Origin of the sequence: Nonomuraea sp. NPDC023979 (assembly GCF_040639085.1) — a bacterium.
GTDB lineage: Bacteria > Actinomycetota > Actinomycetes > Streptosporangiales > Streptosporangiaceae > Nonomuraea > Nonomuraea ceibae.
Genome location: NZ_JBEZZG010000045.1, coordinates 1 through 25,020 on the forward strand (window position 1 = coordinate 1; position 25,020 = coordinate 25,020).

Annotated in this window: 28 protein-coding genes and 2 pseudogenes; 19 read left to right on the forward strand and 11 right to left on the reverse strand. The window is 73.8% G+C overall.

All coding sequences use genetic code 11. From position 1 onward, the window contains the following. Window positions 1–849, forward strand: a pseudogene (locus AB0G11_RS44000) (DNA-directed RNA polymerase subunit beta); the annotation flags it as partial. Between the two features lie 63 nt (window positions 850–912). Then, a complete protein-coding gene (locus AB0G11_RS44005; RefSeq protein WP_357592849.1) occupies window positions 913–1,257 on the forward strand; it encodes a VOC family protein in 345 nt (114 codons plus the stop codon). Window positions 1,258–1,261: 4 nt separating this feature from the next. Here the strand turns inward: AB0G11_RS44005 and AB0G11_RS44010 are convergent, their stop codons facing one another. Beyond that, a complete protein-coding gene (locus tag AB0G11_RS44010) occupies window positions 1,262–1,876 on the reverse strand; it encodes a dihydrofolate reductase family protein (protein WP_357592851.1) in 615 nt (204 codons plus the stop codon). A gap of 57 nt (window positions 1,877–1,933) precedes the next feature. On the opposite strand from AB0G11_RS44010, the gene AB0G11_RS44015 reads away from it, so the two are divergent. Continuing rightward, window positions 1,934–2,323, forward strand: a complete 390-nt coding sequence (locus tag AB0G11_RS44015; protein ID WP_357592946.1) for a hypothetical protein — start codon at window positions 1,934–1,936, stop codon at window positions 2,321–2,323. Window positions 2,324–2,412: 89 nt separating this feature from the next. Here AB0G11_RS44015 and AB0G11_RS44020 read toward each other — a convergent pair. Then, a pseudogene (locus tag AB0G11_RS44020) lies at window positions 2,413–2,577 on the reverse strand (pentapeptide repeat-containing protein); the annotation flags it as partial. After that, entirely contained in the window at window positions 2,574–3,176 is a 603-nt protein-coding gene (locus AB0G11_RS44025; RefSeq protein ID WP_308126183.1) for a TetR/AcrR family transcriptional regulator, read from the reverse strand. The pseudogene AB0G11_RS44020 and the gene AB0G11_RS44025, both read right to left, overlap by 4 nt. 146 nt (window positions 3,177–3,322) lie before the next feature. Between AB0G11_RS44025 and AB0G11_RS44030 the strand changes: the two genes are divergently transcribed. From AB0G11_RS44030 to AB0G11_RS44055, 6 genes are all read left to right on the forward strand, one after another. Further along, the gene (locus tag AB0G11_RS44030; RefSeq protein ID WP_357592853.1) at window positions 3,323–4,222 is read left to right on the forward strand and encodes a chlorophyllase; all 900 of its coding nucleotides are present in this window, start codon (window positions 3,323–3,325) and stop codon (window positions 4,220–4,222) included. Between the two features lie 17 nt (window positions 4,223–4,239). Next, window positions 4,240–5,109 carry an LLM class flavin-dependent oxidoreductase gene (locus AB0G11_RS44035; RefSeq protein WP_357592855.1) on the forward strand — a complete coding sequence of 290 codons (870 nt, stop codon included), beginning with the start codon at window positions 4,240–4,242 and terminating at the stop codon, window positions 5,107–5,109. Between the two features lie 114 nt (window positions 5,110–5,223). Continuing rightward, the gene (locus AB0G11_RS44040) at window positions 5,224–5,676 is read left to right on the forward strand and encodes a cupin (RefSeq protein WP_357592857.1); all 453 of its coding nucleotides are present in this window, start codon (window positions 5,224–5,226) and stop codon (window positions 5,674–5,676) included. A gap of 10 nt (window positions 5,677–5,686) precedes the next feature. Continuing rightward, window positions 5,687–6,478 carry an integrase gene (locus AB0G11_RS44045; RefSeq protein ID WP_357592859.1) on the forward strand — a complete coding sequence of 264 codons (792 nt, stop codon included), beginning with the start codon at window positions 5,687–5,689 and terminating at the stop codon, window positions 6,476–6,478. Window positions 6,479–6,609: 131 nt separating this feature from the next. After that, window positions 6,610–8,373, forward strand: a complete 1,764-nt coding sequence (locus AB0G11_RS44050; RefSeq protein WP_357592860.1) for an alpha/beta fold hydrolase — start codon at window positions 6,610–6,612, stop codon at window positions 8,371–8,373. Window positions 8,374–8,463: 90 nt separating this feature from the next. Continuing rightward, on the forward strand, window positions 8,464–8,943 hold the full coding sequence (locus AB0G11_RS44055; RefSeq protein ID WP_357592862.1) for a carboxymuconolactone decarboxylase family protein: 480 nt from the start codon (window positions 8,464–8,466) through the stop codon (window positions 8,941–8,943). 4 nt (window positions 8,944–8,947) lie between these two features. Here AB0G11_RS44055 and AB0G11_RS44060 read toward each other — a convergent pair whose 3' ends face one another. After that, complete coding sequence (locus AB0G11_RS44060) at window positions 8,948–9,991, reverse strand: helix-turn-helix domain-containing protein (RefSeq protein ID WP_357592864.1); 1,044 nt, start codon at window positions 9,989–9,991, stop codon at window positions 8,948–8,950. Window positions 9,992–10,086: 95 nt separating this feature from the next. On the opposite strand from AB0G11_RS44060, the gene AB0G11_RS44065 reads away from it, so the two are divergent. From AB0G11_RS44065 to AB0G11_RS44075, 3 genes are read left to right on the forward strand one after another with little or no spacing between them, the layout of a single operon-like run. Beyond that, window positions 10,087–10,983: an alpha/beta hydrolase gene (locus AB0G11_RS44065; protein WP_357592866.1), complete on the forward strand. Its 897-nt coding sequence runs from the start codon at window positions 10,087–10,089 to the stop codon at window positions 10,981–10,983. A gap of 31 nt (window positions 10,984–11,014) precedes the next feature. Beyond that, window positions 11,015–12,835: an ABC transporter ATP-binding protein gene (locus AB0G11_RS44070; protein WP_357592867.1), complete on the forward strand. Its 1,821-nt coding sequence runs from the start codon at window positions 11,015–11,017 to the stop codon at window positions 12,833–12,835. Continuing rightward, window positions 12,832–14,553, forward strand: coding sequence for an ABC transporter ATP-binding protein (locus AB0G11_RS44075; protein ID WP_219517700.1), 1,722 nt, complete (start codon window positions 12,832–12,834; stop codon window positions 14,551–14,553). The genes AB0G11_RS44070 and AB0G11_RS44075 overlap by 4 nt, the downstream gene beginning before the upstream one ends. Window positions 14,554–14,557: 4 nt before the next feature. Here AB0G11_RS44075 and AB0G11_RS44080 read toward each other — a convergent pair whose 3' ends face one another. Next, the gene (locus tag AB0G11_RS44080) at window positions 14,558–15,139 is read right to left on the reverse strand and encodes a GrpB family protein (RefSeq protein WP_357592869.1); all 582 of its coding nucleotides are present in this window, start codon (window positions 15,137–15,139) and stop codon (window positions 14,558–14,560) included. A 92-nt stretch (window positions 15,140–15,231) separates the two neighbouring features. On the opposite strand from AB0G11_RS44080, the gene AB0G11_RS44085 reads away from it, so the two are divergent. Both AB0G11_RS44085 and AB0G11_RS44090 read left to right on the forward strand, forming a co-directional pair. After that, window positions 15,232–15,870 (forward strand): TetR family transcriptional regulator, encoded by a 639-nt coding sequence (locus AB0G11_RS44085; protein ID WP_357592871.1) that lies wholly within the window; start codon window positions 15,232–15,234, stop codon window positions 15,868–15,870. A 3-nt stretch (window positions 15,871–15,873) separates the two neighbouring features. Next, a complete protein-coding gene (locus tag AB0G11_RS44090; RefSeq protein ID WP_219517702.1) occupies window positions 15,874–16,158 on the forward strand; it encodes a DUF6204 family protein in 285 nt (94 codons plus the stop codon). A 22-nt stretch (window positions 16,159–16,180) separates the two neighbouring features. Here the strand turns inward: AB0G11_RS44090 and AB0G11_RS44095 are convergent, their stop codons facing one another. Beyond that, window positions 16,181–16,678, reverse strand: coding sequence for an FBP domain-containing protein (locus AB0G11_RS44095; RefSeq protein WP_219517703.1), 498 nt, complete (start codon window positions 16,676–16,678; stop codon window positions 16,181–16,183). Between the two features lie 58 nt (window positions 16,679–16,736). On the opposite strand from AB0G11_RS44095, the gene AB0G11_RS44100 reads away from it, so the two are divergent. The 3 genes from AB0G11_RS44100 (at window position 16,737) to AB0G11_RS44110 (ending at window position 19,105) form a co-directional block, all read left to right on the forward strand. Then, window positions 16,737–17,306 (forward strand): WHG domain-containing protein, encoded by a 570-nt coding sequence (locus tag AB0G11_RS44100; protein ID WP_357592873.1) that lies wholly within the window; start codon window positions 16,737–16,739, stop codon window positions 17,304–17,306. 75 nt (window positions 17,307–17,381) lie between these two features. Continuing rightward, window positions 17,382–18,320: an ATP-binding cassette domain-containing protein gene (locus tag AB0G11_RS44105; RefSeq protein ID WP_308126185.1), complete on the forward strand. Its 939-nt coding sequence runs from the start codon at window positions 17,382–17,384 to the stop codon at window positions 18,318–18,320. Beyond that, window positions 18,317–19,105: an ABC transporter permease gene (locus AB0G11_RS44110; protein ID WP_219517705.1), complete on the forward strand. Its 789-nt coding sequence runs from the start codon at window positions 18,317–18,319 to the stop codon at window positions 19,103–19,105. Before AB0G11_RS44105 ends, AB0G11_RS44110 begins: the two co-directional genes overlap by 4 nt. Here the strand turns inward: AB0G11_RS44110 and AB0G11_RS44115 are convergent. From AB0G11_RS44115 to AB0G11_RS44130, 4 genes are read right to left on the reverse strand one after another with little or no spacing between them, the layout of a single operon-like run. Further along, window positions 19,095–19,709: a PadR family transcriptional regulator gene (locus AB0G11_RS44115; protein ID WP_219517706.1), complete on the reverse strand. Its 615-nt coding sequence runs from the start codon at window positions 19,707–19,709 to the stop codon at window positions 19,095–19,097. The two genes, AB0G11_RS44110 and AB0G11_RS44115, sit on opposite strands and share 11 nt — an antisense overlap. 28 nt (window positions 19,710–19,737) lie before the next feature. Then, the gene (locus AB0G11_RS44120) at window positions 19,738–20,925 is read right to left on the reverse strand and encodes a sigma-70 family RNA polymerase sigma factor (RefSeq protein ID WP_357592875.1); all 1,188 of its coding nucleotides are present in this window, start codon (window positions 20,923–20,925) and stop codon (window positions 19,738–19,740) included. Continuing rightward, the gene (locus tag AB0G11_RS44125; RefSeq protein WP_219517708.1) at window positions 20,922–21,260 is read right to left on the reverse strand and encodes a YciI family protein; all 339 of its coding nucleotides are present in this window, start codon (window positions 21,258–21,260) and stop codon (window positions 20,922–20,924) included. The genes AB0G11_RS44120 and AB0G11_RS44125 overlap by 4 nt, the downstream gene beginning before the upstream one ends. A gap of 60 nt (window positions 21,261–21,320) precedes the next feature. After that, window positions 21,321–22,145 (reverse strand): alpha/beta hydrolase, encoded by an 825-nt coding sequence (locus tag AB0G11_RS44130; protein ID WP_219517710.1) that lies wholly within the window; start codon window positions 22,143–22,145, stop codon window positions 21,321–21,323. Window positions 22,146–22,201: 56 nt separating this feature from the next. Here AB0G11_RS44130 and AB0G11_RS44135 point away from each other — a divergent pair, with 56 nt between their 5' ends. Together AB0G11_RS44135 and AB0G11_RS44140 are read left to right on the forward strand one after the other, a co-directional pair. Next, window positions 22,202–22,768 (forward strand): hypothetical protein, encoded by a 567-nt coding sequence (locus AB0G11_RS44135; protein WP_219517711.1) that lies wholly within the window; start codon window positions 22,202–22,204, stop codon window positions 22,766–22,768. Between the two features lie 100 nt (window positions 22,769–22,868). After that, entirely contained in the window at window positions 22,869–23,264 is a 396-nt protein-coding gene (locus AB0G11_RS44140) for a hypothetical protein (RefSeq protein WP_357592877.1), read from the forward strand. Window positions 23,265–23,283: 19 nt separating this feature from the next. On the opposite strand, the gene AB0G11_RS44145 is transcribed toward AB0G11_RS44140, so the two are convergent. Further along, window positions 23,284–25,005: a right-handed parallel beta-helix repeat-containing protein gene (locus AB0G11_RS44145; RefSeq protein ID WP_357592879.1), complete on the reverse strand. Its 1,722-nt coding sequence runs from the start codon at window positions 25,003–25,005 to the stop codon at window positions 23,284–23,286. Window positions 25,006–25,020 lie beyond the last annotated feature (15 nt).

The window sequence follows — 25,020 nt, forward strand, 5'->3', positions numbered from 1 at the left end:
GTCATCTCCAAGATCCTGCCGGTCGAGGACATGCCGTTCCTGGAGGACGGCACCCCGGTCGACATCATCCTCAACCCGCTGGGCGTGCCCGGCCGGATGAACATCGGCCAGGTCCTGGAGACCCATCTCGGCTGGATCGCCGCCCAGGGCTGGGACATCTCCGGCATCGAGGACGCCTGGGCCGAGCGGCTGCGCGACAAGGGCCTCGAACGGGTCGAACCGCGGACCAAGATGGCGACACCGGTGTTCGACGGGGCCGGCGAGCGGGAGATCATCGGCCTGCTCGGCAGCACGATCGCCAACCGCGACGGCGACCGGCTGGTGGAGCGCAGCGGCAAGGCGCGGCTGTTCGACGGCCGCAGCGGCGAGCCGTTCCCCTATCCCATCGCCGTGGGCTACATCTACATCCTCAAACTGAACCACCTGGTCGACGACAAGATCCACGCGCGTTCGACCGGCCCTTACTCCATGATCACCCAGCAGCCGCTCGGCGGTAAGGCCCAGTTCGGCGGCCAGCGCTTCGGTGAGATGGAGGTGTGGGCGCTGGAGGCGTACGGCGCCGCCTACGCCCTGCAGGAGCTCCTGACGATCAAGTCCGACGACGTCGCCGGCCGCGTGAAGGTCTACGAGGCCGTCGTCAAGGGCGAGAACATCCCCGAGCCCGGCATCCCCGAGTCCTTCAAGGTGCTGATGAAGGAGATGCAGTCGCTCTGCCTGAACGTCGAGGTGCTCTCCAGCGACGGCATGTCCATCGAGATGCGCGACGCCGACGAGGACGTCTTCCGCGCCGCGGAGGAGCTCGGCATCGACCTGTCCCGGCGTGAGCCGAGCAGCGTGGAGGAAGTCTGAGGCGATGAGTTTCCGGCGCGGGGCGGGTCTCACCCCGCGAACGGACGGAAGGAGCTGGTTCCCGTGGACCTGCACAGCGTGGTGTGCGTCAGCGACCTGGAGAGATCGCGGAAGTGGTTCGAGGCGTTCTTCGGGCGGCCCGCGGACGAGATCATCGGTGACGAGCTGCTGTGGCAGGTCGGCGAGAACGCGTGGGTCGTCCTCGACGACCGGCCGGTCCGGGCCTCACGGGTGGGCGGCACGATGATCACGTTCGGGGTGACCGACCTCGACGACATCCTGGCCCGGCTGGCCGCGCACGGCATCGAGCACGAGCCCGTGGAGACCTACGGCAACGGCGTGCGCCACGTGGAGATCATCGACCCGGACGGCAACAGCCTGTCGCTCGCCCAGGCGCCCGCCCCGTGACCCGTCAGCCGACGTCGTAGGTCAGGTGCGTCGCCGTCGAGGTCACGGTGACGCTCCGCCGCGTCAGCGGGCGCGGCGGCCCGCCGGCGAACAGCGGCGTCCCCGAGCCCAGCATCACGGGCGCGAGGTGCAGCGTCAGCACGTCGACCAGCCCGGCGGCGAGCGCCGAGCCGACCGTGGCGCCGCCGCCCATGAGGAAGACGTCGAGGTCCGCGCCGCCGGCCGCCGACGCCGCCTCGGCGCGCTCGCGGGCGGCGTCGACGGCGTCGGCCAGGCCGGTGGTCACGAACGTCCAGTCGAGCTCGTCGAGCCGCACCCGCTCCGGCGGCGAGCTCGTCACCACCACGAACGCCGGCTTGCCGGCCTCGCCGGCGCCGTAGCCGGAGGTGTCGTCCCAGCCGTGCGGCCCGTCCACCACGTCGAAGAGCCGGCGGCCGAGCACGACGGCGCCCGAGCGGGCGGTCGCCTCGCGCAGGATCCGGCGGTCGTCGGGGTCGTCGGAGAACGCCCAGGTGTGCAGGGCCTCGCCGCCGTCACCCAGCCCGTTGTCGGGGCCGGGGCGCGGTCCGGTGACGAAGCCGTCGATGGAGACCGAGATGTCGGCGATGATGCGCGTCATGCCTCAACAGACTAGGCCGCCCTCCGCTGCCAGGGGCGGCCAGTAAGGTGATCGGCCATGGGCGTTCTGGTCGACTACTTCGCCACGGGCTCCGAGCAGGTGGCCCGCCAGGCCCTGACCGGCGGGCCGGCGGGCGCGAAGCTGCCGTACGTCGACTGCAAGGGCTGGGTCGACGAGCTCGAAGTGCTGGTCGCCGAGATCAGCGGGCGTGACCTCAGCGAGTTCGGCGACAGCGAGACCGTGGTGGACGACGGTGAGGTGGCGGGCGTGGAGCGGATCGCGCCGGAGACCGTCGCCGCGCTCGCCGGCGTGGACGACGCGCGGCTGCGCGCGTACGCCGAGGCCGAGCTGCTGGAGGAGTGGGAGACCGGCCGCATCACCGCGCTGCGGGACCTGGCCCGGGAGGCGCGGCGGCTGCGGGTGCGGCCGAAGGTGCAGTTCCGGTAGACGGTCTGCGGCCAGGAGAGGCCGTCCCACGGCCGGCCGTCGAGGCCGGTGCCGGTGCTGCCCAGCAGGGGCCGCTCGAAGGCGGCGCCGGAGAAGTCGCACCCCTCGAACTCGGTGCCGTACGCCAGGAAACCGGTGAAGCGGATGCCGGAGAAGTCCACGTTCGACAGCCGGGCCCGGTCGAAGATCACGCCGGGGGAGTCGCCGGGGAAGCGCTGGTCGCGGAGCTCGCCGCGGATGACCTGGTCGTTCATGATGGCCGGCCCGGGGGGAGGCGGAGGCCGGCGAGGAGGAGGGCGACCAGGCGGCGGGCGTCGTAGCGGGGGTCCTTGCCGGCGCCGATGCACAGGTTGCCGACGCCGCGCATCAGCTCCAGGGCTCCGATGTCGGTGCGGATCTCGCCGGCTCGGGCGGCGGCCGCGAGCAGGTCGGCGCAGACCGGGACGAGCCGGTCGAGGAAGTAGGCGTGCAGGGCGGCGAACGTGGTGTCGTCGGACTGCAGCGCCTCGGCGAGGCCGTGCTTGGTGACCAGGAAGTCGACGAACAGGTCGATCCAGCGGGTCAGCGCGGTGTGCGGGGAGTCGCTGCCGGCGAGCAGGGCGGGGCCCGCCTCGGCGCAGGCTTCGACCTGGTGGCGGTAGACGGCGACGATGAGCTCGGCCCGCGTGGGGAAGTGGCGGTAGATCGTGCCGACGCCCACCCCGGCCCGGGCCGCGATGTCGCGTACGGGCACGTCGACGCCGGAGGCGATGAACGCCTCGGCGGCCGCCTCCAGGAGCGTCTGCTCGTTGCGCCGGGCGTCGGCCCGTTTGCGGGGGGCTGTCGACTTCGATCCGTTGCCTGTGCCGGCCACTGCGCTGCTGCCTCCATCACCCGTGTTGCTAAACGGAACGCTGATCCGTATATTCATAAGCGGAACGTCGATCCGCTTGGCTCATGATGCCAGATCAGGCGCTCCTTCGCCAGGCCACACCCCTTCCGCCTCCCCAGGAGAGACCCATGTCCCGACCCGCCCACGCCGTTCCCGTCCTCTCGCTGCGCCCCGTGCCGCTGCCTGCCCCGCATCGGGGCGACGACCTGCACGTACGGGTGTCGGCCCCGGTGACCGGCGGCGATCTGCCCGTGATCGTGTTCTCGCACGGCTTCGGCGAGTCGCTGGACGGATACGCCCCGCTCGCCGACCACTGGGCGGCGCACGGCTTCGTCGTCGTCCAGCCCACCCACCTCGACTCCAGGAAGCTCGGCCTGACGCCGGACGACCCGCGCCAGCCGGAGATCTGGCGCCTGCGCGTCGGGGACCTGAAGCTCGTCCTCGACCGGCTCGACGTCCTCGAAGCCGCCGTCCCCGGCCTGGCGGGCCGCCTCGACCACGGCCGCGTCGCCGTCGCCGGCCACTCCTGGGGCGCCCAGAGCGCCAGCATGCTGCTGGGCGCCCGGGTCCTCGACGCCGGCGGCGTTCCGGGCGAGGACCTGACCGACCCCAGGGTCAAGGCCGGGGTGCTGCTCGCCCTGCCGGGCACCGGCGGCGCCGACCTGACGCCGTTCGCCGCCGAGCACTTCCCGTTCATGAACCCGGACTTCACCGGGATGACCACGCCTGCCCTGGTGGTCGCGGGCGACAAGGACCAGTCGGCGCTGACCGTACGGGGACCGGAGTGGTTCACCGACGCCTACGCGCTGAGCCCGGCGCCCAAGAGCCTGCTCACCCTGCACGGGGCGGAGCACTCGCTGGGCGGGATCTCCGGATACGCCGTCACCGAGACGACCGACGAGAACCCGGAACGGGTCGCCCTGATCCAGCGGCTCACCACGGCCTACCTGCGCGGCGCGCTGCACCCGGGCGACCCCGCCTGGCAGGCGGCGAGCGCGGGCCCGCTCGGCCGGATCACCTCCAAGTGACGGGAGCCCCCGCCGCCATGACCAGTTTCGGGATCATGACCGCGCCCATGCAGGTCGGCTACGACGACGTCCTGCGGGTCTGGCGGGAGGCCGACGCCGTCCCGGAGATCGAGCACGCGTGGCTGTTCGACCACCTGCTGCCGATCGGCGGCCCCCTGACCGGGCCCGCCTTCGAGGGCTGGACGCTGCTCGCGGCGCTCGCCGCGCAGACCCGGCGGCTGCGCGTGGGCGTGCTGGTGACCAGCAACCGCTTCCGGCCGCCCGCGATGCTGGCCAAGATCGCCGCGACGGTCGACGTCGTCTCGGGCGGGCGGCTCGACTTCGGCCTCGGCGCGGGCTCGCGTCCCTCCCACCCGCTGGCCCGGCGCGAGTACGAGGCGCACGGCCTGCCGTTCCACGACTTCGCCCACTCGATGGAGAGCCTCGCCGAGGCGTGCGCCGTCATCCGGCGGCTGTGGACCGAACCGGAGCCGTTCGACTTCGACGGCCGCCACGTCCGGCTCACGGGAGCCTTCTGCAACCCCAAGCCGGTCCAGCGGCCCGGCCCGCCGATCGTGCTCGGCGGGCGCTCGTCCGCGCTGCTGCGCGTGGCCGCCGAGCACGCCGACGTGTGGAACGTCCCGGGCGGCGACCTCGGCGACGCCGTCCGGCGCGGCGCGCTGCTGGACCGCTACTGCGCCGAGCTGGGCCGCGACCCCGCCTCGATCACCCGCTCGATCCACCTGCCGGTCTCCTACGACCGGCCCGGGGAGACCCGGGAGGCGATCGGCGAGGCGGTCGCCGCCGGGTTCGGGCACGTCGTGCTGGGGCTGCCCGCCCCGTACCCGGACGGCGTCGCGCGGTGGGTCGCCGGCGAGCTCGTCACCGCGACGACCGGCCGCATCTAACCGGCGAGTAGCCGACAAGGGCGGCGACCGCGTCGCCGAACGGCGCGCGTTCCCGGCGAGATGCCCGACGGATGGCGGATGTCCCGGCGGGCGGCGGCGGTGAGGATGGGCCGCATGGATCCCGACTCGCCGCCGCCCCGCCCGGACGGGCGGCAAGCACGCTCCGGCCCGACGATCACCCCGATCGACCTCTACGCCTCCGCCGTCCACCTCGGACAGGGCGGTGAGATCCACACCGGCGATCCGGACGCGGACCCCGGCCGGGACTGGTGGCGCCTCACCGCCACCTACGCCAGGTCCGGCGACGACCGGCTCGGCCGCTGGACCGTCCACCCCGAGGCCGAGACTGTCGTCTCCTGCCTCATCGGGAAGATCCGCCTGTACGTGCGCCCGGAACGGCCGGGGGAGAGCGAGGAGGTGGTCAGGCTGGTGGCCGGCACGGCCGCCATCGTCCCGCGCGGGCGGCGGCACCGCGTCGAGCCCGACATCCCCAGCGACGTCCTGACCGTCACGCTCCCGCATGGCAGTCTGTGGGGGAACCAGACCGGACCGGTCGCGAAGGGGTGACGAGCGCGGCATGCGGGTGACGATGGCGACCGACCCCCACGCGGGCCGCGCGAACGAGGACTTCACCGGCGCCGTCCCGGCCGCGGCGGTGCTGGTCGACGGCGCGGGCATCCCCGGCGCCGGATCGCTCTGCCGCCACGGCGTCGCCTGGTACGCCGCCCGGCTGGGCGGCGGCCTGCTCACCCTGCTCTGGCACGCGCCGGGGCGCGGCCTGGCGGACCTGCTCGGCGAGGCCATCGAGCAGGTGACCGGCGAGCACCGCGACACCTGCGACGTCACCTCCCCGATCAGCCCGTCGGCGGCCGTGGCCGTCCTGCGCCTGACCGGCGGCCGGGCCGAGCACCTGGTGCTCGGTGACGCGACCGTCGTGCTCGACCGCGCCGGCAGCGCGCCGCTCGTCGTCACCGACCCGCGCGAGGTGGTCATCAGCAGCCGGTACGAGGCCGCGCTGCGTGACGTCCCCGAGGGGAGCGACGAACACCGGCGCATCCTGGGCGACCTGCGCGCCCACCGCAACCGGCCGGGCGGCTTCTGGGTGGCCAAGGACGACCCCCGGGCGGCGGCCGAGGCGGTCACCGGCTCCTGCCCGGTCGCCGGGCTGACCGGCGCGGCGCTGTTCAGCAACGGCGCGAGCCGCATCGTGGACCGCTTCGCCCTCGCCGGCTGGCCGGAGGTCATGGCCGCCCTCGCGGCGGACGGCCCCGGCGCGATCATCGGCCGCGTACGGCAGGCCGAGGCGCGCCACGCCGTGGCGGCCGACGACGCGACCATCGCCTACTGCACCGCCCTGGACGCCCCCTGACCGTCACCCGTACACGAAGGCCCTGGGGGAAGCGTCGGCCCACAGTGGCAGACGGCTAGGAGCAGGCTCCCACAGCCCGACCCTTCTTGGTGCTGAGGAAACCCGGCGGAAGGGCAGGGAGGCTGGGAAGCATGATCGCCAAGACCTTGGGGCTGGCCCTCGCCGCGGCCCTGCTGCCCGCTGCTCCGCCCCCTCCGACCGGCCTGCATGAGTGCGCGACCGCGACCACCCGCTGCGACGGCAGCATCGAGGTCCCCCTCAATTGGGAGAGCCCCTCCTCCGAACGCATCTCCGTAGCCTTCACCTTCATCCCGGCCAAGAACGCCGACGGCACGGTGGCGGCCAACCGCGGGGGGCCACAGCCGGCTCTGCCGGAAATACCCACGATCCAGCAAGTCCTCGGGCCCGTCCTGGACCGGAAGAACCTGCTGGTCATGGATCCGCGCGGGATGGGAAAGTCCTCGCCACTGCTGTGCCCGGGAGCCGACCCCTTCAAGCCGGCGACCATCGCCGCCTGCGCCAGGAACGTGGGCCCGCGGGGCGCCTACTTCACCGCCGACCAGGCCTCACACGACCTCGACGCGGTACGGCGAGCGCTCGGCCTGGGAAAGATGAGCTACTTCGGCAATTCCTACGGCACCCTGTACGCCCAGGCGTACGCGGCCAGGTACCCGGACAGCCTGGACGCCGTCTTCCTGGACAGCTCCATGGTCATCGGCGGCGACGGCTACGTGGACCGGAGGTTCGACGCCCGGCTCGACTACCTCGATCTCGTCTGCGGGCGGTCGAAGGCATGCGACGCGCTGCCGGGCGAAGCCTCCGGCACATGGACGAGGCTGGTGGACCGCCTGCGCAAGCGGCCCGACCCGGAGGTGACGCTGCACCAGGCACTCACCCTGCGCGAGCCAGCCGAAGCGGTGCTCGGCCGGGAGAACGTCGCAGCCGCACACGCCTACCTCAACGGCGACCCGGCCCCCCTGCGCCGCCTGGCCCGGCTGACCCCCAATGCCATCCCGCCGTTCGACCCGCCGTGGCTTGCGGGGCATGTGGCCTTCCGCTGCGGCGACGGCTCGTTCCCCTTCGACCGGCTGGCGTCGGCAGCCGAGCGTCAAGCGCAGGCCGAGCGGCACTACGAGCGAGAGCGCCCGATGGCGCCCTTCAGGCCCACCGACGTCTTCGCCACCGATGCGATCGCCGCCCAGGAGTGGTGCGTCAACTGGCCGACTCCGCGCCACAGCCCGCCGCTCCCGCGAGGAAAGGCGCTGCCCAGCCTGCCCATCCTGGTCGTGGCAGGGGACTTCGACGTCGAACGCCCCGCCGAGGTGGCGCGTTCGCTCCGGGTCTTCCCGAACGCGACCGTGATCCGTATCCCGTTCGGGATTCACGCGCAGTCCTTCCTCCCGTCGCCGATGGGTGAGTGCATACGCGGAATGCTGCGTACCTTCCTGACCACCAAGCGGGTGGTCGACCGGAAGTGCACCGGTGAGAACTACCGCGCCGTCGGCGCCTTCCCGCGGGAGCTCAGGGACGTGGCACCGCACCCGGCAGGCGAACTCAGCCCGAGCCGGCGGCGGATCCTCGCGGCCGCCTTCGCCACCGCCGCCGACGCCACCGCCCGCCGCAATCCGCACGCCTTCTACTACTTCGGGCGGCCGAGCGAGCCGGGCCTGCGCGGCGGCCAGGTCACCTTCGGCCAGGACATCACCCTCGACGGCGTGCGGTTCGTACGCGACCTGAAGGTCAGCGGCCGGGTCGCCCTCACCCCGGACGGCCACGCGAACGCCACCCTCACGGCCGAGACCGGCGGACGCACGCACGAGGTGACGCTGTCCTGGACGGCGTTCTCCACACGGCAATCCGTATCCGGCACCTTCGACGGCGCCCCCTTCGAGTAGGGCCCGCACCGGTCACGCCCGGCCGGACCTCACATCCCGCGCCGCCGTCCCGTCAGGTGAGAGACAGCCTGGAACGGCAAGGAGACGCACATGGAAGCCAGATTCGACTACCTCGGCAACCCGGTCGGGGCGAAGTTCGCCAAGTACATCGTCGCGGCGGGCAAGGCCGCGCTCGAGTCGTCGCTGCCCGCCACGACGCAGGAGCTGGTCAAGATCCGCGTCAGCCAGATCAACGGCTGCGCGTTCTGCGTCGACATGCACACCAAGGAGGCGACGGCCGCGGGGGAGAGCCCGGTGCGGCTCCACCTCGTGGCGGCCTGGCGGGAGGCGACGGTGTTCACCGACGCCGAGCGCGCCGCGCTGGAGCTGGCCGAGCAGGGCACCCGCATCGCCGACGCGGCCGGCGGGGTCGGCGACGACGTCTGGGCGAACGCCGCCAAGCACTACGACGAGGACCAGCTCGCGGCCCTGGTGTCGCTGATCGCCCTGATGAACGCCTTCAACCGGATGAACGTGATCGTCCAACAGCCCGCCGGCGACTACCAGCCGGGCCAGTTCGGTCACGCCTAGCCCGTCAGGCGTCGAGCAGCCGCCAGGCGGTGAGGGCGAGGCTGGCCCTGGTCAGCCCGGTCGGCTCGGTGAGGTCGATGCCCAGGGTCCGGCCGAGCTGCTCGATGCGGCGGGCGACGCTGCTGTGGTGCAGGTGCAGCAGGTCGGCGGCGCGGCGCAGGGAGCCGGTGGCGCAGTAGGCGTCCAGCGTCTCCAGGTCCTCCGGGGTCTCGGCCACGCGGATGATCGCGCTCACGTCGGCGTTGCCGCGGGCGGCGTCCCGGGAGATCTCGGCCAGCAGCGCCAGCGCGCCCAGGTCGTCGTGGTGGACGACGGGCCGGCGCGGCGTGGTGAAGCGCAGGGCGGTGCGGGCCTGCTGCCAGGACCGGTCGAGGCTCTCGGTGCCGCCGATGCCCGCGCGCACGCCCTCGGGGACCCGGGCCGGGTTGACGGTGGTGGCCAGGATGACGCCCACGTCGGCCAGCGGCGCGGCCTTGACCGGGCGGGCCGGGCAGATCGCGCCGCCGACCTTGTCCAGCGGGAGGTGCGAGCGCACGGCGAGCACGTGCACGGGCTGCCCGGCGGCGAACCCCAGCAGGCGCAGCGCCCTGGCCCTGGCGGCCTCGTCGCTGTCGGGGCTGATCGCCAGCTCGACGAGCGCCGGGTCGGCCATCGTGGTGCGGGCCGGGCCGTACCTCTCGACGACGGCCATGACCGCGATGCCGAGCCGGTCGAGCAGCAGGTCGTCGAGCGAGCCCGGCAGGCCGGGCGGGCCGGGACGCTCCAGCCACACCGCGCCGATCTCCTCCTCGTCGAGGACGAGCGGCGAGGTGATGGACGCGGGGGCGGGCGGGCCGGACGCCGGCCTGCCGTCGGGGCCGAAGCGGATCACCCGGCCCGTGTCGTGCAGCCGGATGCCGACCACGCACTCGGCCAGGCCGGCCGAGGCGCGGGCGAGCGCGGGGAGATCCACCCGGCGGCGCATCAGCGTGTCGTAGAACATGACGACCCGGATCGCCCCTCCGGCTTCCGCGTCGAGCTGCGACAGTCGTACGGCCAGTGCCTCCATGCCCCAAGCGTATGCGCCGATCGGCGGGCGATTCGGAGGAGATGCCCGACAGATGGCGGATGAGGGCAGGGGTCGCCGGCTGTGAGGATGACGGCATGGATCCGGAACTTGAAGCGTTCATCCCGTTGATTCCCGACGCTGACCTGACCGACCCGGTCGCCGAGCGCGGGAAGCTCGCCGCGCTGGCCGCGTCGGTGCCGCCGCCGGACACCTCGGAGATGGAGATCGAGGACCTCGCGGTGCCCGCCGATCCTGACGTGCCGGTGCGGATCTACCGTCCCCGCCATGCCGAGGGCGCCGTCCTCTGGATGCACGGCGGCGGCTGGGTCATGGGCAGCGTGGACACCGAGCATCCGTGGGCGGCCCGGCTCGCGGACGCCTCCGGCGCGGTGGTGATCTCGGTGGGCTATCGGCTGGCGCCGGAGAATCCGTTCCCGGCGGCGCTGGACGACGTGTACGCGGTGCTGAAGTGGACGGCCGAGCACGCGGCCGAGCTGGGCGTCGACCCGGACCGGATCGCGGTCGGCGGGCACAGCGCCGGCGGCGGGCTCGCGGCCGGGGTGGCGCTGCGCTCGCGTGACGAGCAGGGGCCGCCGATCCGGTTCCAGCTTCTCAACCAGCCGGGGCTCGACGACCGGCAGCAGACGTGGTCGCAGCGCAACTTCACCGACACGCCCTGGATGAACCGCGACAAGGTCGCCATCGCGTGGCGGCACTACCTGGGCTCCGCCCCCGCCACCCCGTACGCGGCCCCGGCCCGGGCGGACGACCTGTCCGGCCTGCCGCCCGCCTACATCGCCAGCGCCGAGCTGTGCCCGAACCGCGACGAGAACATCGAGTACGCCTCGCGCCTGCTCCAGGCGGGCGTCTCGGTCGAGCTGCACCAGTGGTCGGGCACCTTCCACGGGTCCCAGGCGATCGTGTCGGCCGAGGTGTCGCAGCGGCAGATCGCCGAGCTGGGCGCCGCGCTGCGCCGCGCGCTGGCCGGCTGACCCGCTGGAAGCGTACGAGGACGGGAGAAAGATGACGATCACCGGTCTCGCCCGGGAGAGCGAGCGGCCGGAGCCGCTGCTGCGCCCGCACGCGGGGAGCTTCGCCGCCGTCGTCCTGTTGCAGGTCGTCGGCGCCGTCGCGGGGCTGGCGCCGCTGCTGGCGGTCGCCGAGCTGGGCCGGGTCCTGCTGTCGCCGGGCCCGGTCGACAGCGGTCACGTGTGGTTCGTGGTGTTCGCGGGGGCGGCCGGCCTGTTCGTGCGGCTGCTGTTCACGGCCGCCTCGTCCGGGCTCGGGCACGTCCTGGACGGCCGGGTGCAGCTCACGCTGCGCCGCAGGCTGGCCGAGCGGCTGGGCCGGGTGCCGATCGGCTGGTTCTCCCGCCGCCGCACCGGCGAGCTGGCGAAGGTCGTGGGCGAGGACGTGGCCGCCGTGCACCCGTTCATCGCGCACGCCCCGGGCGAGCTGGTCTCCGCGTTCGTGGTGCCGCTGGTGTCGCTGGTCTACCTGTTCACCGTCGACTGGCGGCTGACGCTGATCACGCTGATCCCGGTGGTGCTGGCGATAGCGCTGGTGCCGCTGCTGATGCTGCCCGCGCGCACCCGCGAGCAGGAGGAGTACGACGCGGCGATGGGCCGGATCGCGAACTCCGTCGTGGAGTTCGTGCAGGGGATCGCGGTGGTCAAGGCGTTCGGCGGGGCCGAGCGCGCGCACCGCAGGTTCCTGACGGCCGCCGACGACTTCGTCGCCACCTTCAACCGGTGGGTGCGCGGCATGTCCGCGGTCGCCGCCGGGATGCAGGTGGCGCTGTCGCCGCCGTTCGTGCTGCTGGTCGTGCTGACCGGCGGCGCGGCGCTGATCGCGTCCGGGAGCATGGCGCCGGCGGACCTGCTGCCGTTCCTGCTGCTCGGGCTGGGGCTGACCGCGCCGGTCGCGGCGCTCGGCCACGGCTTCGACGACCTCCAGGCCGCCGGGCGGGCGGTCGCCAGGATCAGGGACGTGCTCGGCGTGCCGCCGCTGCCGGAGCCCGCCCGCCCGGTCGTGCCGCAGGGGCACCGGGTGGAGCTGCGGGACGTGCGGTTCGGGTACGAGGACGGGCGGGAGGTGCTGCGCGGCGTCGACCTGGTGCTGGAGCCCGGCACGGTCACCGCGGTCGTCGGGCCGTCGGGCAGCGGGAAGTCCACGCTGGTGCGGCTGCTGCCGCGCTTCTTCGACCCGGCGCACGGCGCCGTGCTGCTCGGCGGGGCCGATCTGCGCGACATCGGCAGCCGGGAGCTCTACCGGCGGGTCTCGTTCGTCTTCCAGGACGTCCGCCTGCTGCGCGCCTCGGTCGCGGACAACATCGCGCTGGCGGTGCCGGAGGCCGCGCACGAGGACGTGGTCCGCGCCGCCCGGCTGGCCGGCATCCACGAGCGCGTCCTGGAGCTGCCGCGCGGCTACGACACGGTGCTCGGCGAGGAGGCCGAGCTGTCGGGCGGCGAGGCGCAGCGGATCTCGATCGCCCGCGCGCTGCTGGCCGACGCGCCCGTGCTGGTGCTCGACGAGGCGACGGCCTTCGCCGACCCGCAGACCGAGCAGGCGGTGCGCCGGGCGCTGGCCGGGACGGCGGGCGGGCGCACGGTGCTGGTCATCGCCCACCGGCTGGAGACCGTCGCCGACGCCGACACCGTCGTGATGCTGGAGGACGGCGTGATCGTCGAGCGGGGCAGCCCGGCCGAGCTGCTGGCGAGCGGCGGCAGGTTCGCCGCGTTCTGGCAGGCCAACCGCACCGGCCCCCACCCCGCCGGCCCTCACCCCGCCGGACCCGACCTCGTCGGACCCGGCCTCATCGGACAAGGAGACGAGCCCGCATGATCCGCATGCTGCTGCGCGTGCTGGGACCCGAGTACGCGCGGGCGATGCGCCGCACGGTCGCCCTGATGACGATCACCGCGGTGGTCGAGGGGCTGTCCTACGCGCTGCTGGTGCCGGTGCTGGCGGCCCTGCTCGGCGGCTCGCCCTCGGACGCCTGGCCGTGGCTGGCCGCGTTCGGCGCCGCGGTCGCGGCCTACGCCGGACTGCGCTACACCAGCGACCTGGCCGGCATGCGCGTCGGGACGACGATGCTGCGCGGCATGTACCACCGGCTGGGCGAGCACCTGGCCAGGCTGCCGATCGGCTGGTACGGCGCGGGCCGCGTCGGCGAGGTGTCGGTCCTGGCCAGCCGGGGCCTGCTGCAGGCGATGGGGGTGTCGGCGCACCTGCTGGCGCCGTTCGTCTCGGCCCTGGTGACGCCGGTGACGATCGTGGTGGTGATCCTGGCGTTCAACTGGCAGCTCGGGCTGGCGGCGCTGGCCGCGGCCCCGGTCGTGGCGGCCATCCAGGCGTGGACGGCGCGTTCGACCGCCGCCGCCGACGCCGACCGGCACGAGCGCGACAAGGAGGCCGCCGGCCGCGTCATCGAGTACCTCCAGGCCCAGCCGGTGCTGCGGACCGGCGGCCGGACCGGCGAGCGTTTCGAGGCGCTCGACGCCGCGCTGCGCGAGGTGCAGGGGGCCTCGCGGCGCACCGTGCTGGCGACGCTGCCCGGCGCGGTCGGGCTGACGCTGACCGTGCAGGCGATCTTCACGGCGGTGCTGGTCCTCGGCGCGTACCTGGCGCTGGGCGGGGGTGTCGGCGCGGCCGAGGTCCTGACGATCCTGGTGCTGGCCGCGCGCTGCGCCGACCCGCTGCTGTCGCTGTCGGACATCGGCGGCAAGCTGCGCGGCGCGCGGGCCGAGCTGGTCAGGCTCGACGCGGTGCTGCGTACGGAGCCGCTGCCGGAGCCCGCCGAGCCGGTGCTGCCCGAACGCCACGACCTGGAGTTCGACGCCGTCACCTTCCGGCACGGCGGCCGTACGGTGATCGACGGCCTGTCGCTGAAGGTGCCGCAGGGGCAGCGGCTCGCGGTCGTGGGCCCGTCGGGGGCGGGCAAGAGCACGCTGCTGCAGCTTCTCGCCCGGTTCCACGACGTGGACGCGGGCGCGGTGCGCCTGGGCGGCGTGGACGTGCGCGAGGTCAGCACCGAGGCGCTGATGGCGCGGATCGCCATCGTCTTCCAGGACGTCTACCTCTTCGACGGCACGATCGAGGAGAACGTCCGGCTCGGCCGTCCCGGTGCGAGCGAGGCCGAGGTGCGGGCGGCGGCGACGGCGGCGCGGCTGGACGAGGTGATCGAGCGGCTGCCCGGCGGCTGGGCGGCGCACGTCGGCGAGGGCGGCGCGCTGCTGTCGGGCGGCGAGCGCCAGCGGGTGTCGATCGCGCGGGCGCTGCTCAAGGACGCGCCCGTGGTGCTGCTGGACGAGGTGACCTCGGCGCTGGACCCGGTGAACGAGGCGGCCGTGCACGAGGGGATCGAGCGCCTGATGGCGGGTCGGACGGTGGTGATGGTGGCGCACCGGATGCGGACCGTCCAGCGCGCCGACCGGGTCGCCTTCCTGGACGGCGGCCGCGTCGTGGAGGAGGGCGGCCACGACGAGCTGCTGGGCCGGGGCGGCCGGTACGCGGCCTTCTGGGAGATCGCCGCCGCCCTGCCCGGCCCCGCGCGGGGCTAGCCGGTCACAGGCCCGCGCGGGCGATGATCGCCTCCACGACCTCGCTCTTGGCGTCGGCGTAGTTCTGCACGTACTTCCAGGTGCGCCGGGCGAGGTCGCGCTTGGTGCGGGCGTACAGGTCGCGGTCGTCGTCGTGCTCGCGCAGCCAGTCGCGGAAGCCGAGCATGCGGCGCGTCTCGGGGCAGTCGTCGGGCAGCACGTGCAGGTTGACCGGCATCTCGCCCTCGTGCAGCTTCAGCACGCGGTGCTCGAACCAGTCGGGTTCGCGGATCGTCAGCACGTAGCCGATCGACTCCAGCGGCGGGACGTACGCGGCCTCGTCCGCCGGGTCGGCCACGATCAGCAGCAGGTCGAGGATGGGCTTGGCGGGCAGGCCTGGCACCGAGGTGGAGCCGACGTGCTCCAGCAGCAGGACGGTGTCGCCGAGTGCGGCGCGGATCGCCGCGGCGGTCCGCTCGTAGCGGGCCGGCCAGGCGGGGTCGGGGTCGTCCAGCTGGATCGTCGCGTTGTGCAGGGCCGGGGTCGTGACGTGGGCGCGGGCGATGTCCTCGTCGGACTGCGCCCCCTCGGGCGGAAGATCGTTCACGGGGGTCCATTCTTCCGCTCCTCGGCCCGGATCCGATCCCGGACAAAAATGGAGTGCACTCCAAGTTTGGAGTTCGGTTAAACTTCCTCGGCATGACCGAAGGGTTGCGGGAGCGCAAGAAGCGGCAGACGCGGCAGCGGATCTCCGAGGTGGCGATCGGCCTGTTCGTGGCGCGCGGCTTCGACCACGTGACGGTCGCCGACGTCGCGGCGGCGGCCGAGGTGTCGGTCAACACCGTCTACAACTACTTCCCGGTCAAGGAGGACCTGGTGCTGCCGCCCGACCAGGCGTCGCCGCGGCGGCTGGCCGACATCGTGCGCGAGCGGCCCCCGGGCACGGGCGCGGCCGGGGCGATCCTCGGCCGCCTGCGCCAGGAGGTGCGCGACCGTGACCGCAAGCTGGGCCTGACGGGCGGGTTCGGGCGCGTCTTCGAGATGATGCGGGCCGCGCCGACGCTCACCGCGCGGCTGGAGGACCTCGGCCGCCGGATGACCGACGAGCTGGCCGCCACGCTGGCCGAGGAGACCGGCGCCGCGCCGGGCGACCCGCTGCCGCGCGTGGTGGCCTGGCAGCTCGGGTCGTTCCACGCGATGGTCTTCGCCGAGATCGGCCGGCGCACGGCCGGGGGAGAGGGCCCCGACGCGATCGCCGGGGCGGTGCTGGAGCTGCTGGACGCGACCGAGGACGTGCTCGGCGAGCGCGTCCTCGGTTACGCCGTGAGAAAGGACTGATCCATGTTCCGGGTGACGATCTCCGGGAAGTTCGGCGAGCTGGACGAGGCCGGCCGGGCCGCCGTGCTGGGGGCGGCCGACCTCGCCTTCACCGAGGCGGGCACGTTCAGCCATGACGCCGGGCTGACGGCGTTCACGTTCCGCTGCCAGGTGCCCGCCGGGCCGGACGACGGCGAGCCGGAGGCGGTCGCGGCCGCCGTGGCCGCCCTCGACGCGTACGCGGTGCCGTACCGGGTGCTGCGGGTGGCCGCGACCGACATGCGCGACATCAAGGTGCGCCGCCGCTGAGGCGTCCGGCCGGCGCCCGTGCTCAGGCGGTCACCTTCTCGATGAAGGCCGCCAGGTTGCCGCGGGTGCGGGCGATCTTCTCGGTCACGGTCAGCGTCTCGTCGAAGTCGCCGCCCACCGCCTGCTTCCTGCCCCGCGTGTAGAGGGAGCAGGCGAGGTCGCCGCAGAGATACTGGCCGACCGTGTTGCCCAGGCGGCCGGCCTCGCCGGTGCGGCGGGCGGTCATCAGCGCCACGTTGCCGCCGGCGAGGGTGGTCAGGCAGAGCGAGCACATGCTGCGGGAGGTGAAGCCGCGCCCGGTGGCGGGGGTGGCCCGCAGCGCGATGCCGACGAGGCCGCCGTCGTCGCGTTCGGCGACGAGATAGCCGCGATCGGGGGCGCCGGGATCTCGCCAGCCGAGGAAGTCGAGGTCGTCCCACGGCTGTTCGGCCAGGTCGCGGGGGATGCCGAGGCGCTGGGCCTCGCCCTTGGAGCAGTTGACGAACGACCTGCGGATGTCGCGTTCGGTGATGGGTTTCATGGCTTCCAGGCTAATACAATTAGGCAAATCGTTAATTTGTTTAGTTGACGGAGGACGCATGGCTCGCGCGATCATCACCGCCGAACGGCTCGCCCTGGCGGCGGCGGAGGTGGCCGACGAGATCGGCTTCGAGCACGTGACCGGGTCGGCGGTCGCGCGCAGGCTGGGCGTCAAGGAGCCGAGCCTGTACGCGCACATCGCCAACGCCCGCGAGCTGAAGGTGCGGGTGGCGCTGCTGGCGCTGGAGGAACTGGCCGCGCGGGCCGCCGGCGCGCTCGCCGGGCGGGCGGGCAGGGACGCGCTGGTGGCGTTCGCCGACGCCTACCGCCGTTACGCCAGGGAGCATCCGGGCCGCTACGCCGCCGCCCGGTTCGAGCTCGACCCCGAGACCGCGGCGCGCAGCGCGGGGCCCCGGCACTCGGAGATGATCCGGGCGCTGCTGCGCGGCTACGACCTGCCGGAGCCGGACCAGACCGACGCGGTGCGCTTCCTGGGCGGGGCGATCCACGGCTACGTGAGCCTGGAGCTGGCGGGCGGGTTCCGGCACACGCCGAGGGATGCCGACGCCTCCTGGGCCTGGGCGCTGGACACGCTCGACCTCGCGCTGAGGTGCCGGTCCATCGGCTAATCAAGTTTGACTAATGAAGGAGGCCACGGCTACGCTCCGTCCGATTAGTCAAACTTGACTAGCAAAGGAGGGGACGTGCCTGCGATCGTCGCGGAAGGGCTGCGGAAGACGTACGGCGAGAAGAAGGCCCTCGACGGACTGACGATGACCGTGCCGAGCGGCACCGTGCACGGGGTGCTCGGCCCCAACGGGGCCGGCAAGACCACGTTCGTCCGCACGCTGGCCACGCTGCTGCGCGTGGAGGAGGGCAGGGCGCGCGTCGCCGGGATCGACGTGGCCGAGCGCCCGGCCGAGGTGCGGCGGCGGATCGGGCTGCTCGGGCAGAGCGCGGCGGTGGACGAGGACCTGTCCGGGCGGCAGAACCTCGAGCTGTTCGGCCGCCTTTACCACCTGGGGGCGCGCCGGGCGGCGGCGCGGGCGGCCGAGCTGCTGGAGCGGTTCGGGCTGGCCGACACCGGCCGCAAACCCGTCCAGGCCTACAGCGGCGGCATGCGGCGCCGCCTGGACCTGGCGGCCTCGCTCATCGTCGAGCCGAGCGTGCTGTTCCTGGACGAGCCGACCACCGGCCTCGACCCGCGCGGCAGGACCGAGGTGTGGAACGCGGTCCGCTCACTGGTCGGCGGCGGCACCACCGTGCTGCTGACCACCCAGTACCTGGAGGAGGCCGACCAGCTCGCCGACCGGATCTCGGTCATCGACCACGGCCGGGTGATCGCCGACGGCACCGCCGACGAGCTCAAGGCCAAGGTCGGCGGCGACCGCGTCGACGTGGTCGTGCACGACGCCGCCCTGCTGCCGGCCGTCGCCGGCGTCCTGGCCGGGGTGCCCGGCGCGGGCGCGGTCGAGCTCGACGAGGACCGGCGCAGGGCCAGCGCGCCGGTCGCCGACCGGATGGCGGCCCTCAGCCACCTGGTGCGGGCCCTGCACGAGGCCGGCATCGAGGCCGAGGACCTGGCGGTGCGCCGCCCCACGCTGGACGAGGTGTTCATGCATCTGACGGGAGAGCGCTCATGAGCCTGCGCTGGTGGCTGATCGACTCCTGGACCATGACGCGGCGCGAGCTGGCCCGCTGGGCGCGCCACCCGTGGGGGGCGGTGATCTCGCTGACCTTCCCGGTGATGATGCTGGTGATGTTCGCCTTCTTCATCGGCGGCGGCATGCAGGTCGCGGGCGGCGGCGACTACAAGGAGTTCCTGGTCCCGGGCATGCTCGTGCTGACCATGGCCTTCGGGCTCGAGAGCACGATGACCGCGATCGCCCAGGACCTCGGCAAGGGCGTCCTCGACCGCTTCCGGTCGATGCCCATGGCGCCGTCGGCGGTGCTGGTCGGCCGGGGCGTCGCCGACATGCTCGAGTCGATCGCCGGCCTGGCCGTCATGATCGGCGCCGGCCTGGCCATCGGCTGGCGCTGGCACGGCACGCCCTCCCAGGCGGTCGCCGCGATCGGGCTGCTGCTCCTGCTGCGGTTCGCGATGCTGTGGTGCGGCATCTGGCTCGGGCTGATCGTCGGCAGGCCGGACCTGGTCATGGCCGTGCAGATCCTGGTGTGGCCGGTCGCGTTCAGCTCCAGCGCGTTCGCCTCGCCGGAGACCATGCCCGGCTGGCTCGGCACCATCGCCGACTGGAACCCGATGACGGCCAGCGCCACCGCGGTGCGCGACCTGTTCGGCAACCCGGGCGTGGCCGGCACCTCGTGGGCCGCCGAGAACGCCCACCTGCTGGCCGTGCTGTGGCCGCTCGTCCTGCTGGCGATCGCCTGCCCGATGGCGGCGGCCCGCTTCCGCGGCCTCAGCAGGTGACCTCGCCGGGGCCCTCCTGCGAGAGGGTCCCGGCGAACGGGTCGCCCTCCTCCCCGGCGAAGGCGTACGCGCCGCCCTCGACGCGGGCGATCAGGTCACCGGTCCAGCGCACGCCGTCGTCGGCGGCGGTCACCCACATGTGCATGATCTCGCCGATGTGCCCGTGCTGGCCGGGGCCGTCCTCGGGCGTGTAGTGGGCCGTGACGGAGCCGCGCCACTCCTCCAGTGCGGCGATCCGCTGCCGCAGCAGCGCGACGACCTCCTCCCGGGGCAGGTCGACCATGAACCCGACCCCGGCGGCCAGCAGGTCGCTCTCGCCGGGCGTGGTCAGCGACCGGCGCAGCAGCGAGAAGTATTCGGCGGCGCCCTTCTCGGTCACCTCGTACTCGGTGCGGGGCGGCCCGCCGGCGGTGCTGGGCGCCGTCTCGTACGCGTGCAGCAGCCCCTGCTTGGCCATCTGCTTGAGCGCGTGGTAGATGGAGCCCGGTTTCGTGTGGGCCCACCGGTCGGCCCCCCAGAACTCCAGGTCGTTGCGCACCTGATAGCCGTGGGCGCGCCCGCGCAGCCGCACCGCGCCCAGCACCAGCAGCCGGATCGCCGACATCGCCGCACCCTCCTCTAATCAACTTTGACTAGTCTAGAGGGTCGCGGGCCCGGCGCAGGAAGGCGCGTTCGGCCTCGTTGCCCGTGCCGGCGAGCGCCGCGTCGTACTCCCGTGCCGCCTCCGCGTCCCGGCCCAGGCGGCGCAGCAGGTCGGCCCGTACGGCGTGGAAGACGTGGTAGCCGTCCAGGTCCAGGTCGTCCACCAGGGCGAGCGCCGCCCCGGGCCCGGCGACCTCGGCCACCGCGACGGCCCGGTTGAGCGCCACGACGGGGCTCGGCGCGAGCGCCATGAGCTGGTCGTACAGCGCCACCACCTGCCGCCAGTCCGTCGGCGGCTCGCTGTGCACGGCGTTGATCGCCGCCTGGATCTGGTACGGCCCCGGCCGCCCCCGGCGCAGGCACCGCCGGACCAGTTCCCGGCCCTCGGCCGCCAGGGCGCGGTCCCACAGACGGGGATCCTGGTCGGCGAGGCGGACCGGCGTCCCGCCGGGCGCGGTGCGGGCCGGGCGGCGCGACTCCAGCAGCAGCATGAGCGCCAGCAGCCCGATCGCCTCCGGCTCGTCCGGCATGAGCCCGGCCAGCAGCCGGCCGAGCCGGATCGCCTCGGCGCACAGCTCCTCGCGCACCAGCCGGTCGCCGGACCGGGGCAGGTAGCCCTCGTTGAAGATCAGGTAGATGACGGCCAGCACGGGCTCCAGCCGTTCGGGCAGGTCGGCCTCGCGCGGGATCCGGTACGGGATCCGCGCGTCACGGATCTTGCCCTTGGCGCGGACCAGGCGCTGGGCCATCGTCGGCTCCGGCACCAGGAACGCCCGGGCGATCTCGGCCGTGCTGAGCCCGCCCAGCAGCCGCAGCGTGAGCGCGACCTGGGCGGGCCTGGCCAGCGCGGGATGGCAGCAGGTGAAGATCAGCCGGAGCCGGTCGTCGGGCACGGGTCCCTCCTCCGCCGGCGCGTCACCGGCGTGCAGCAGCGCGGCCTGGGCGTGCTTGTCCTGCCGCGCGGCCTCGCGGCGCAGCCGGTCGACCGCGCGGTTGCGGGCCGTGGTGATGATCCATCCGGCCGGGCTCGGCGGCGTCCCTTCGGCGGGCCAGCGCCGCACCGCGACCGTGAAGGCGTCCTGGACCGCGTCCTCGGCGATGTCGATGTCGCCGAAGACGCGGACCAGGACGGCGACCGCGCGCCCGTACTCCTGGGCGAACACCCGCTCCACGCTCACTGGAACGGACGCACCTCGACCGGCAGCGTGGTGACGGCGGCGAGCCGGCGCCCCCAGGCGAGGGCGGCGTCCAGGTCGGGCGCCTGGATGACGGTGAACCCGCCGAGGTGCTCCTTGCCCTCGGTGTAGGGGCCGTCGGTCATGAGCACGTCGCCGCTCTTGGGCCGCAGCACGGTGGCGGTGCCCGGCGGGTGCAGCCCGGCGGCGAACACCCACGCCCCGGCAGCGCGCATCTCGTCGTTCAGTGCCTCGAGGTCGCGGACGATCGGCTCCAGGACCTCCGGCGGGGGCGGGTCGCCGTCGGGCTGGTAGATGCTGAGCAGGTACTTCTGCATGTTGTCCTCCTTCACCCCTTATACGAATGACTCCTGCCCGGATCGACACCCCGCGCCGGGTCAGCGCAGGAAAGCCGCGACGACCTCGGCGAACCGGCCGGGGTCGTCCACCCACGGGTAGTGGCCGGCCCCGGCCTGGACGACGTGCGAGGCGGCGGGGAACAGGCGGGCGTACTCGGCCGTCGCCCGAGGGGGGCTGTTCAGGTCGTGCTCGCCGGCCAGCACCAGCACCGGGCCGCGCCGGGCGGCGAGCGCGGCCCGGGTGCGCGGCGGGTCGAAGGCGCCCTCGGCCGCGAAGGCGGCGGCGATCGCCGGGTCGGGCGGCCGGGAGGCGGGGTGCTCGCGCGCGGCGGCGTCCCAGCGGCCCCACAGGAAGGGCGTGATGGCGTCGCGGTCGCCGCCCCGGCCCTCGATGATCGCCTCCAGGGCGGCGAACGCGGCGGGGAACCACGGCTCGGCCTTCCTGCGCAGGGCGAGCTCGCGCCGCGTCGCGCCGGTGACGGTGATGCCGGCGGCGGCGCAGCCGGGGGTGATCAGGGCCAGCCTGCCGACGTTCGCGGGGTGGCGGGCCGCGTAGGTCACGGCGACGTTGGCGCCGCCGGAGTGGCCGAGCAGGTCGAGCCGGTCGAGCCCGAGGTGCTCACGCAGGGCCTCGAGGTCGTCGCTCTGGCGGTCGCAGCGGTAGGAGGCGGGGTCGGCGGGCCTGGCGGAGCGGCCGGTGCCGCGCGGGTCCAGCAGGACGAGCCGCCGGTGCGCGGACAGGCCGCCGAGGTCGCCGAGGTAGCCGGCGTCCGTGGGGCCTCCCGGGACGCAGACGAGCGGGTCGCCGGTCCCGGAGGTGCGGTAGGCCAGCCGGGTGCCGTCCGGCGCGGTGAAAGTGGGCATGACCCAGGACTCTGACGCATATAACCGATTTATACAACCAAGTTATGATCTGTGGCATGACGCTGACCGAGGAGCAGGCCGGGCGGATGATCGCCGACATGAACGACGTCATCCGCGCGGGCGACGACATGCGCAGGCTCCGCGCCGAGATGATCGTGACCCTCGCCGGCCTCGGCTGGACCCAGGACCGGATCGCCCAGCTCACCGGCATGAGCCAGCCCGCCGTGAGCAAGCACGTCACCAAGCTGCGGGCCGCCGAGCCGCGTCCGCCGCTGGACCTGACGCTCGACCAGCACGACGTCCCCTGGCTCGAAGGCCGCCTGTGGGGCCTGGCCGAGCACATCGCCGAGACGTGCGACGGCGCCCGCTGCGCCCGTCACGTCCACGCCGTCGCGCGCGGCAGGAAGCGCTTCACCCCCCAGCACGTCGACGAGCTGCGCCGCCTCGTGGAGGAGGACCTGCGCCTGCACCGGGAGCGGCTGCCCGCGGGCTGCCGGGCCGCCTACGACCGGATCAGCCGCGGCCTCGACCTGCCCGCGCGCGTCACCGCCCCCGCCCCCGCGTCGGTGCGGCGCGCGCTGGCCCGGGAGGTGCAGCGCAGCCGGCTGCGCGGCGAACCCTGAGCCAACGGCCGGCGAACATCCGCGATCACCCCTTGGCCGGCCCGGCCGCGTGTTCCATCGTCCTTGCTGAGCGAACGTCCTGCATCGGAAGAGAGGGAACATGCGCATCGCACGGGCACTTCTCGCGATCGGAACGGCGGCCGTCCTCACGGCCGGAGCCACCACGGCGGCCCGGGCCGCCGACTACCCGCAAACGCGCTACGACGTCCAGTACGGCAACTCCTACGTCAAGGGCAACCTCATCTGGTACAACCGCTCGGTCCGGGTCGGCGGCGAGCTGCGGGCCGCCTCCGGCTGCCGCGACGTCGTCTACACCGCCTACGTGAACGACGCGATCGTGTCGCGCGAGGTCAGGAGCGCCTGCAACGGCACCGTCGGGCACGGCTTCACCCTGGAGGCCGACGTCCGGGGCGGTGCCACCGCGGTCTTCGTCGACCTGTGGGAGAACGGCCAGCTGCGCGCCTGGTCCATCTGCGGACGCGGCGGCTGCAGCTGACCTTCGTCTCCTGGTGTGGTCAGCCGCGGGGCCGCAGCAGCCCCGCGCGGGCCTGGATCTCGGCCGTGGCCGCGTCCAGGCCCTCCGCCAGCGTGGTGTTGCCCTCGTAGGTGACCCCGGCCGGGACGGCGTCGCTGCCGGCGGGGTCGGCGTCCCAGAAGTTGCCCCGGTAGACGACGTTCTCCAGCGGCGGCGACACCTGCAGCACGGCGGTGCTGTCGGCGCCGGTGACGACGTTCCCCTCGACGGTGACCCAGGCGGCGCCGTAGTCGGTGTAGAGGCCGAAGTTGTACGGGGTGCGGGTGTCCTTGACGACGTTGCCCCGGATCTGGGCGCCGTCGTCGTGCGAGCTGCCCTGCGGGCCGGACAGGTAGAGGCCGCCGCCGTCGGCCAGGACGCTCATCGTGCCGGTGGTGAGGTTGCGCAGGAGCCGGGTGCCGCGGCCCGGCCCGGCGACGATGCCGCAGTGCGGGACCTCGCGGACGTGGTTGTGGGCGACGGTGCAGCGTTCGGTGCCGAGCAGGGCGATGCCGGGGGAGCCGGAGTGGTCGAGGCCGATGTGCTGTACCAGGTTGTCCTCGATGAGGGTGTCGTGGCCGCCGGTGACGTTGACGGCGGAGGCGGACAGGGTGTCGAAGTCGCAGCCGCGCACGACGTGCCGTTCGCCGCCGGTCAGGCCGAGCGCGGTGGCGCCCAGCCGGGTGAAGCGGCACCGCTCGAAGCGGACGTCGGCGCCGCCGTCGACGGTCACGCAGGCGGGGATCGTCGCCGAGCGGGACGGCACCGTGACCCACGCCTGCCCCTCGACGAGTACGACCTTCTCGACCGGGCCGCCGTCGTAGTGGCCGTTGCCGTGGTAGTGCAGGAAGCCTTCCGGGCCGCTGGGGCGCAGCCAGGTGGCGTCGGCGAAGGTCAGGCCGCGGAAGGTGACGTCGCGGGAGCCGGTGACGCGCAGCAGGGTCTCCAGGGCGGGGGCGACGATCCTGGGCCGCTCGCCGGGGCGGGGCAGGTAGCGCAGCACGTGGTGGCCGGGGCGGGAGCGGTCGAGGACGAACGTGCCGGGCTCGGTGAGGAAGGCGGCGTCGTTCTCGATCCTGGTGGGCAGCGCGGGGCCTTCCTGGGTGTGCTCCTCCCAGGTGAAGTTGTACAGCTCGACGGCGCGGGCGAAGGCGGGCTGCGCCATCGTGACGTGGGTGCGTTCGCCGTCGGAGGTGACTTCGGCGACGCCGATGCGGGCCTCGGTCCACGGGTAGACGCCCCGGTAGACGAACTCGACGTCGGCGGGGCTGTGCCAGTCGAGCGGGCTGTCCGTGACGTAACCCGTGACGGTTCTGGTGGCGTCGCCGGGCAGGGCGTCGATGCCGGCGCGTTCGGCCCGGCGGAGGACGCCTCCGGTCTCGACGTAGAGCTGCCGGGTGTCGAGGTCGCCGACGTCGGCCGTCCAGACGCCGCCGACCACCTGACCGGTGATCTCCCGGCCGCCGCTGATGACGGCCTGCTCCTGCTCGGCGGTGCCGTAGCCGTGGGGCTGGACGGTGAGGCGGGCGTCGTCCTCGGTGAGTTCGAGCGGGGCGGCGAGGGTGTGGGTGCCGGCACGCAGGCTGATGACGACGTCGCCGGTGAGCGCGCGGGCCGCGCCGACGGCCCGGCCGAGGGTGGCGAAGGGACGCTCCAGGGTGCCGGGGGCGGCGTCGTCGCCGTGCGGGGAAACGTACAGGATTTCGTTGTTTATGGCGTACACGGGTATATACCCTAA